The sequence below is a fragment of the Actinomadura fibrosa genome (genome assembly GCF_900659615.1).
Taxonomy (GTDB): domain Bacteria; phylum Actinomycetota; class Actinomycetes; order Streptosporangiales; family Streptosporangiaceae; genus Spirillospora; species Spirillospora fibrosa.
In genome coordinates this window covers 1-6,190 of record NZ_CAACUY010000377.1, presented here as the reverse complement: position 1 = coordinate 6,190, position 6,190 = coordinate 1, and the positions used below count along the sequence as shown (strand labels likewise).

Annotated in this window: 5 protein-coding genes; 2 read left to right on the top strand and 3 right to left on the bottom strand. The window is 72.7% G+C overall.

Going from position 1 to position 6,190, the window contains the following annotated elements:
• The first annotated feature begins 7 nt into the window (after positions 1-7).
• Both E1300_RS46535 and E1300_RS53780 read left to right on the top strand, forming a co-directional pair.
• Positions 8-721, top strand: a complete 714-nt coding sequence (locus E1300_RS46535; RefSeq protein WP_242619845.1) for an aggregation-promoting factor C-terminal-like domain-containing protein — start codon at positions 8-10, stop codon at positions 719-721.
• Positions 722-903: 182 nt separating this feature from the next.
• A complete protein-coding gene (locus E1300_RS53780; RefSeq protein ID WP_306440706.1) occupies positions 904-1,392 on the top strand; it encodes an aggregation-promoting factor C-terminal-like domain-containing protein in 489 nt (162 codons plus the stop codon).
• A gap of 136 nt (positions 1,393-1,528) precedes the next feature.
• On the opposite strand, the gene E1300_RS46525 is transcribed toward E1300_RS53780, so the two are convergent.
• The 3 genes from E1300_RS46525 to E1300_RS46515 form a co-directional block, all read right to left on the bottom strand.
• On the bottom strand, positions 1,529-2,929 hold the full coding sequence (locus E1300_RS46525) for a class II fumarate hydratase (protein WP_131763667.1): 1,401 nt from the start codon (positions 2,927-2,929) through the stop codon (positions 1,529-1,531).
• A gap of 46 nt (positions 2,930-2,975) precedes the next feature.
• Entirely contained in the window at positions 2,976-4,247 is a 1,272-nt protein-coding gene (locus tag E1300_RS46520) for a serine/threonine-protein kinase (protein WP_131763666.1), read from the bottom strand.
• A gap of 170 nt (positions 4,248-4,417) precedes the next feature.
• Complete coding sequence (locus E1300_RS46515) at positions 4,418-6,058, bottom strand: fumarate hydratase (protein ID WP_131763665.1); 1,641 nt, start codon at positions 6,056-6,058, stop codon at positions 4,418-4,420.
• Positions 6,059-6,190 lie beyond the last annotated feature (132 nt).

The window sequence follows — 6,190 nt, the reverse complement described above, 5'->3', positions numbered from 1 at the left end:
CGACGAGATCGCGTCCGGCCCCCGGCCGGCCGGCGCGGCGCCCCGCTCCGGTGGCTCCGGCCGCCGTAACGGCGTCCGGATCGCCGCCGTCGTCGCGGGCGCGGCCGTCGTCCTCGGCGGCGGCGCCGTCGCGGCGTTCGCGCTGACCGGGTCGAGCGACGCCCCCGACGAGGCCACGGTCGCCTCCAAGCCGGTCGCCGACAACGCGGCGCCCGTCCAGGTCGACCCGAAGGTCATGGAGCAGCAGCGGCGCAAGCAGGCGCTGGAGCGCGCCTCCCGCGCCGTCCGGGGCGACGGCGGGAAGGCCCCGAAGCTCCAGCCCAAGGGCACCCCGATCCCGACCGCGACGCCGACGAAGGGCAAGCCCGGCAGCGGCGGCAGCGGCGGCGGTCCGAGCGGCGACCCGGTCCCCGCCGGCGAGGCGCAGGCGATCGCGAAGCGGCTGATGCCGAGCTACGGCAGCGCCTTCACCGCGTCCGGCCAGTTCGGCTGCCTGGTGAACCTGTGGAACAAGGAGAGCCACTGGAACACCCACGCCGCCAACCCGTCCGGCGCGTACGGGATCCCGCAGGCCCTGCCCGGATCCAAGATGAGCAGCGCCGGCCCCGACTGGCAGAACAACGCCACCACGCAGATCAAGTGGGGCCTCGGCTACATCAAGAGCCGCTACAGCTCGCCCTGCGGCGCCTGGAGCCACTCCCAGTCGACCGGCTGGTACTAGACGCTTCCGCGGGCGCGGGCGTGACCCGGGGCTCAACGTAAGGCACGGCGAAGGGACGGGCTCCGGCTCGTCCCTTTTGTCGTACCGGACGGGCTGCGCGGGGCAATAGGTCGGCAAAGGCCCGGTCCCGGAGGCCGGAATCTCACGTCGCCGCGCCGCGGCGCGGCTGCACGCTGAGTCGCGTGTCAACTCATCTGCGCAACGCCCTCCGCGCGATCGCCCTCGGGGCGGCGGCGGCCTTCGTCGCGGCCCCCATGGCGACCTCTCCCGTGAGGGCGGCGCTCGACCGCCTGGAGACCGGCGGGATCGTCCGGGTCCTGCCGGCCGTCGCGGCCGGGCACGCCGGCGACCGGCGCCGGGCGCGCGCCCACCGCAACAAGGCCATCGCCCGGTCGATGATGGCCCGGCACCGCTGGCGCTCCGCCCGGCAGTTCCGCTGCCTGGAGCGGCTCTGGGGGCGCGAGAGCCACTGGAACGAGCGGGCGCACAACGCCGCGTCCGGCGCGCACGGGATCCCGCAGGCGCTCCCCGGATCGAAGATGGCGTCCGCCGGGCCGCGCTGGCACTCCGAGCCCCGGACGCAGATCCGCTGGGGACTGCGCTACATCAGGAACCGCTACGGCAGCCCCTGCGCCGCCTGGAGCCACTTCCAGGCGGCGGGCTGGTACTGACCCGGGCAGGGGCCTGCCGAGGCGCCGGGGATCGTCTCAGGTGCCACGTCCGGACGCGGCGGCCCCCGGAACGTGATCCGGGGCGGGGGCGGACCGGTCAGCCGGGGGGCGGGCCGGTCAGCCGGAGGACGACCGGTCAGCCGGAGGACGGCCTCGTCATGCCGAGGACGTCCAGGGCGGCGTCGAGCTGCTCGACCGTCAGCCTGCCGTCGTCCACGTAGCCGCGTTCGAGGACGACCTCGCGGATCGTCCGGCGCTCCCGGAGCGCCTGCTTGGCGACCTTCGCCGCCTCCTCATAGCCGATGTAGCGGTTGAGGGGCGTCACGATCGACGGCGACGACTCGGCGTACTCCCGCAGCCGCTCCTCGTCGGCCTCGATGCCCGCCACGCACCGGTCGGCGAGCAGCCGGGAGACGTTGGCCAGCAGCGTGATCGACTCCAGCACGTTGCGGGCGAGCATCGGCAGCATCACGTTGAGCTCGAAGCTGCCGGCGGCGCCGCCGAACGCGACCGCCGCGTCGTTGCCGATGACCTGGGCGGCGACCTGCGCGACCGCCTCGGGGATCACCGGGTTCACCTTGCCCGGCATGATCGACGAGCCGGGCTGGAGGTCGGGCAGCCGGATCTCGGCGAGCCCGGCGCGCGGCCCCGAGCCCATCCAGCGCAGATCGTTGGCGATCTTGTTGAGGCCGACGGCGATCGTGCGGAGCGCGCCGCTCGCCTCGACCAGGCCGTCCCGCGCGCCCTGCGCCTCGAAGTGGTCGCGGGCCTCGGTCAGCGGCAGCCCCGTGGCGCGGGCGATCTCCGCGATGACGCGCCCGCCGAAGCCCTCCGGGGTGTTGATGCCGGTGCCGACGGCCGTGCCGCCGAGCGGCAGCTCCGCCAGCCGCGGCAGGACGGCCTCCAGCCGCTCGACGCCGTACCGGACCTGCGCGGCGTAGCCGCCGAACTCCTGGCCCAGCGTCACGGGCGTCGCGTCCATCAGGTGGGTGCGGCCCGCCTTCACGACCGCCGCGAACTCGTCCGCCTTCCGGGCGAGGGCCGCCTCCAGGTGGCGCAGCGCGGGGATCAGGTCGTCGACGACGGCGCCGGTCGCGGCGACGTGGATCGAGGACGGGAACACGTCGTTGGACGACTGCGAGGCGTTCACGTGGTCGTTCGGGTGGACGGGGCGGCCGAGCCGCTCCTGCGCCAGCGTCGCCACGACCTCGTTGGCGTTCATGTTGGACGAGGTGCCCGACCCGGTCTGGAACACGTCGATCGGGAACTGGTCGTTCCACCGCCCCTCGGCGACCTCCCGCGCGGCCTCGGCGATCGCGGACGCGAGGTCCTTGTCGAGGACGCCGAGCTCCGCGTTGACCACCGCGGCGGCGGCCTTGATCTGGCCCAGCGCGGCGATGTGCGCGGCCTCCAGCGTCCGCCCCGAGATCGGGAAGTTCTCCACCGCCCGCTGCGTCTGCGCCCGCCACCTGGCCGACGCCGGTACACGGACCTCCCCCATGGAGTCGTGCTCGACCCGGAACTCCTGCTCGGTCATGGAAAAGCCACCTCCGGGAACGAATCTATCCCCGCCGCCTCCCGGATCAGCCTCCGGACCCGTTGAGCGAGTAGCTCTTGCGCTCGCCCGGCCCGCCCGCGGGCTTCCGCTGGCCGTTCACCCAGACCTCGCAGGCGGCCGAGTCGTAGATCACCGCGTTGATCCGCGGCTGGTCGTACTTGCGCGCCTCGCCGACGGCGAGCGTCTCGTCGCTGAGCACGGTCATCACGGCGCCGGGCACCGAGACGAAGATCTTGCATCCGGCGGTGCGGGCGCGCACGACGAGCGTGCTCGACGCGACGCCGGGCGGCGGGGCGGTCTGGGCGGAGGGCGGGGGAGCGCTGGACGTGGGAGAGGTCGGCGACGCGCCGGGCTTCTCCTTCATCATCCCGACGATCAGGGCGGTCGCGCCGATGCCGCACGAGGCGACGGTCGCCCCGATCAGCGCGATGACGGCCATCATCCGGTAGCGGGGGGTCGGCGGGCGGCGGCCGGACCGGGGCCCGGTCATCGCCCGCTCCAGCCGGTCGACGGCGCGGGCGTGGCTGAGCCGGCGGGTCGGGTTCTTCTCCAGCAGCCCGGTGATCACGGGGGCGAGCGCGCCCGCGTTCTGCGGGGCGGGCGTGGACTCGTTCGCCAGCGCGCTCAGCGTCGCCATCACGTTGTCGCGTTCGAAGGGCGGGCGGCCCTCCAGCGCGGCGTACAGCGTCGCGCCGAGCGACCACAGGTCGGACCGGGGCGTGGCCTTCTCCCCGGCGGCGACCTCGGGCGCCACGTACGCGGGCGAGCCCATGAAGTGGCCCGTCTTCGTCAGGCTCGCCGAGCCGGAGGAGAACGCCAGGCCGAAGTCGGTGAGCACGACCCGGTCGCCGTCCAGCAGCACGTTGCTCGGCTTGAGGTCGCGGTGCACGATCCCGGCCTTGTGCGCGGTGTTGAGGGCGTCCAGCAGCCGGCGGCCGATGTGCGCGACGCGCTCGGGCGGGAGCGGCCCCGAACGTTCGATGAGCTGTTCGAGGTTGGGCGCCTCGATCATCTCCATCACGATCCAGGGACGGCCCTGTTCGATGACCACGTCGTACACCTCGACGATGGAGTGCGTGCGCAGCTGGGCGGGCGCGCGCGCCTCACGGAGGGTACGGCGGTAGAAGACCACCCGGTCGTCCTCGGAGAGGTCTTCGGGGAGCCGCAACTCCTTGATCGCCACCGCGCGATCGAGGAGTTCGTCATGCCCTCTCCATACGGTGCCGTTGGCACCCTGACCTATTTCCGAGACCAGCCGGTAGCGCGTCGCGAGTACGAGGCGCTCTGACTGAGACATGGCGGAAAAGATACCGGAGAGGCCGTGCGGTCACCGGGGAGACCATCGGACCAACTTGGATTTAGGTCCGACAATGTGACCTACCGGCCGTTTTCGCCCGGGAAGGGGGCCTTGCGGCCCCCCGCGCCCCGGCCGGTTCACCGTTCGTCACCCCTCGGTAAGGGTTCCGTTCACCGCCGTCCGATGCTCAGGACGGGCCCCGTGGTGTCGGCGAAGAAGTCCCCGCCCTTGTCGTCCACGACGATGAAGGCGGGGAAGTCCTCGACCTCGATCTTCCACACCGCCTCCATGCCCAGCTCGGGGTACTCCAGGACCTCCACCTTCTTGATGCAGTCCTGCGCGAGCCGGGCGGCGGGACCCCCGATCGAGCCCAGGTAGAACCCGCCGTGCGCGGCGCAGGCGTCGGTGACCTGCTTCGACCGGTTGCCCTTGGCGAGCATGACCAGCGACCCGCCCGCCGCCTGGAACTGCTCGACGTAGGAGTCCATCCGCCCGGCGGTGGTCGGCCCGAACGACCCGGACGCGTAGCCCTCCGGCGTCTTCGCCGGACCCGCGTAGTAGACCGCGTGGTCGCGCATGTACTGCGGCATGGGCTCGCCCGCGTCCAGCCGCTCCTTGATCTTCGCGTGCGCGATGTCGCGCGCCACGACCAGCGGGCCGGTCAGCGACAGCCGGGTCTTCACCGGGTACTTGGTCAGCTCCGCGCGGATCTCCGCCATCGGCCGGTTCAGGTCGATGCGGACGACGCCCTCGTCCAGGTGCTCGTCGGTGGTGTCGGGCAGGTACTGCGCCGGGTCGGTCTCCAGCCGCTCCAGGAACACGCCCTCCGCCGTGATCTTGGCGACGGCCTGCCGGTCGGCGCTGCACGACACCGCGATCGCCACCGGGCAGGACGCGCCGTGCCGGGGCAGCCGGACCACGCGCACGTCGTGGCAGAAGTACTTGCCGCCGAACTGGGCGCCGATGCCGAGCCGCTGCGTCAGCTCGAACACCTGGAGCTCCAGGTCCACGTCGCGGAACCCGTGCCCGAGCGGGGAGCCCTCGGTGGGCATCGTGTCCAGGTAGTGCGCCGACGCGTACTTGGCCGTCTTCAGCGCGTACTCGGCGGACGTGCCGCCCACGACGATCGCCAGGTGGTACGGCGGGCACGCCGCGGTGCCCAGCGACCGGATCTTCTCCTCCAGGAAGGCCATCATCCGCTTGGGGTTCAGGACGGCCTTGGTCTCCTGGTAGAGGAAGGACTTGTTCGCGCTGCCGCCGCCCTTCGCCATGAACAGGAACTTGTACGCGTCGCCGGGCGCCGCGTACAGCTCGACCTGCGCGGGCAGGTTCGTGCCGGTGTTCCTCTCGTCCCACATCGAGATCGGCGCCATCTGCGAGTACCGCAGGTTCAGCTTCGTGTAGGCGTCGTACACGCCCCGCGAGATGTGCTCCTCGTCGCGCCCGTCGGTGAGGACGTGCTGCCCCCGCTTGCCCATCACGATCGCGGTGCCGGTGTCCTGGCACATCGGGAGGACGCCGCCCGAGGCGATGCCCGCGTTCTTCAGCAGGTCCAGCGCGACGAACCGGTCGTTGGGGGAGGCCTCGGGGTCGTCCAGGATCCGCCGGAGCTGCGCCAGGTGCGCGGGCCGCAGCAGGTGCGCGATGTCGCGCATCGCGGTCTCGGTGAGCAGCCGCAGCGCCTCCGGCGCGACCTGGAGGAACGTCCGCCCGTTCGCCTCGAACGTGGACACGCCGTCCGCGGTGAGGAGCCGGTAGTCGGTCTCGTCCGGGCCGAGGGGCAGCAGGTCGGTGTAGGAGAACTCAGGCATCTCAGGCAGATCCTCGCGCGAATTCCGATGGGGTGCCCTACAGCGTACGACCAGCCCCGGACGGCCCGCCCGGGCCCCCGCGCGCGTCAGGCCGCGCCGTCCGCGGCGGCCGGTACCGGCCCGGCCCCGGCG

Bases quoted from the DNA above. Each gene is read 5' to 3' on its own strand.
- E1300_RS46525 (WP_131763667.1), bottom strand. From the start codon at position 2,929: ATGACCGAGCAGGAGTTCCGGGTCGAGCACGACTCCATGGGGGAGGTC.
- E1300_RS46520 (WP_131763666.1), bottom strand. From the start codon at position 4,247: ATGTCTCAGTCAGAGCGCCTCGTACTCGCGACGCGCTACCGGCTGGTC.
- E1300_RS46515 (WP_131763665.1), bottom strand. From the start codon at position 6,058: ATGCCTGAGTTCTCCTACACCGACCTGCTGCCCCTCGGCCCGGACGAG.